1 rRNA gene is annotated in these 2500 nt (G+C 51.8%); it reads left to right on the top strand.

Features of this window, described 5'->3' with window-relative positions:
* Nucleotides 1-560 precede the first annotated feature (560 nt).
* Nucleotides 561-2500: ribosomal RNA gene (locus tag AC2FNV_RS13585) — 23S ribosomal RNA — on the top strand; the annotation flags it as partial.

The raw sequence follows: 2500 nt of genomic DNA, 5'->3' as shown, positions 1-2500 counted from the left end.
GCTCCACCATATCGCTTCGATTTGATCATCGAGCACTTGTATGAGTGCTGGATCATCCAATCGGATGGGTGTGCGAACGCGCATTCTCTTTGAGAATACGCTGCCTCACACTTGGCAGACTTTCTTTGGAAGTCGCCGTAATTGACATCGTATAGAGAGAAATCAATCAACACTGTTTGATCGCGCCGAGTGTGGCGTTGATCTCAGTCGTTCCCTCGCAAGAGGGCGGGTTGTGACACGGGTGTTTCCTCGCCTGTCCACGGCTATCGCGGCTGAAACGAACAGAGTTGTCCAAGTCAAGTACACTAACCCGCATGATCTGACGATCATGCATTGTCTTCTATCCTCTGCGTGGGGCCGACCGACATCGGCAGCGCGGGTTCCAGGATGGAAGGCGGGAAAGTATGCTTTTGGTTCAGAAGAATGACTGCCTTTAGTTACCAGCTGGGCGGTCTCGATTGATTTGATTACTAGCGCAGCTTTGGTTGTGTGCGGTCAAACGCACTCAAGTGGCCGAATAGGCGGTAGTGCCAATATCAAGTCTTTCTCTTTCTGGATCAAATCAAGCGCGAGAAGGGCGTTTGGTGAATGCCTTGGCAGCAAGAGGCGATGAAAGACGTGATACTCTGCGATAAGCCATGGGGAGCTGAGAATAAGCTTTGATCCATGGATCTCTGAATGGGGCAACCCACCTGATACACTCTTATTTATTCGACTGCATGTTTTGCTATGCGAGGTTCGTCCTCAAGTAGCTGAATAGGCGGTGGGACAAAATAAGTGTGTTAAACAGGTACTTAAGACCTGAATACATAGGGTTTTAAGAGCAAACCCGGGGAACTGAAACATCTAAGTACCCGGAGGAAAGGAAATCAATTGATACTCCCCTAGTAGCGGCGAGCGAACGGGGACCAGCCGAGCCGGATAAGTGAGAAGAACATGTTGGGAAGCATGGCCATAGCGGGTGACAGCCCCGTATTCGAAGCTTTGACGGACGTATTAAGTAGGGCGGAACACGTGAAATTCTGTCTGAAGATCGGAGGACCACCTTCGAAGGCTAAGTACTCCTTGCTGACCGATAGCGAACCAGTACCGTGAGGGAAAGGTGAAAAGCACCCCGACGAGGGGAGTGAAACAGTACCTGAAACCGAACGCCTACAATCAGTCGGAGGCTCCTTGCGAGCTGACGGCGTACCTTTTGTATAATGGGTCATCGACTTGGTCTCACGAGCAAGCTTAAGCCGTTAGGTGTAGGCGTAGCGAAAGCGAGTCTTAATAGGGCGCATGAGTTCGTGGGATCAGACCCGAAACCGAGTGATCTAGGCATGGCCAGGTTGAAGGTAAGGTAACACTTACTGGAGGACCGAACCCACATCCGTTGAAAAGGATCGGGATGAGCTGTGCCTAGGGGTGAAAGGCCAATCAAACTCGGAGATAGCTGGTTCTCTGCGAAATCTATTTAGGTAGAGCGTCATCCGAATACCCCGGGGGGTAGAGCACTGGATGGGTAATGGGGCCCCACAGGCTTACTGATCCTAACCAAACTCCGAATACCCGGGAGTACTAGATGGCAGACACACTGCGGATGCTAACGTCCGTAGTGGAGAGGGAAACAACCCTGACCTACAGCTAAGGCCCCCAATTCATGGCTAAGTGGGAAAGCAGGTGGGACGACCAAAACAACCAGGAGGTTGGCTTAGAAGCAGCCATCCTTTAAAGATAGCGTAACAGCTCACTGGTCTAAATAAGTTGTCCTGCGGCGAAGATGTAACGGGGCTCAAGCCATGAGCCGAAGCTTAGGATGCCGTAAGGCATGGTAGCAGAGCGTAGTGTGACATAGTTCCTATCCTCTTTAGCGTTCTTCGGAACGCCTTGGAGGATATTTGGAGCTTTCGATGAAGCGGGCGCGTGAGCGATCCCGTGGAGAGATCACTAGTGAGAATGATGACATGAGTAGCGACAAAGAGTGTGAGAGACACTCTCGCCGAAAGTCCAAGGGTTCCTGCTTAAAGCTAATCTGAGCAGGGTAAGCCGGCCCCTAAGCCGAGGCCGAAAGGCGTAGGCGATGGGAACTAGGTTAATATTCCTAGGCCAGGAGGATGTGACGGATTGCAGGGGTAGTTCAACCTTATCGGATTGGTTGGGCTGCTGAGCAGTTCCTGGAAATAGCCCTCCATCAGACCGTACCCTAAACCGACACAGGTGGACTGGTAGAGCATACCAAGGCGCTTGAGAGAACGATGTTGAAGGAACTCGGCAAAATACCTCCGTAAGTTCGCGAGAAGGAGGCCCGGTTCCTAGGCAACTAGGGGCTGGGGGCACAAACCAGGGGGTGGCGACTGTTTATTAAAAACACAGGGCTCTGCGAAGTCGCAAGACGACGTATAGGGTCTGACGCCTGCCCGGTGCCTGAAGGTTAAAAGGAGAGGTGAGAGCCTTGAATTGAAGCCCAGGTAAACGGCGGCCGTAACTATAACGGTCCTAAGGTAGCGAAATTCCTTGT

Source organism: Ruegeria sp. BHSA163 (assembly GCF_059613365.1).
Note: the sequence above shows the minus strand (reverse complement) of the source record. Positions and strands in the feature narration are given on the sequence as shown.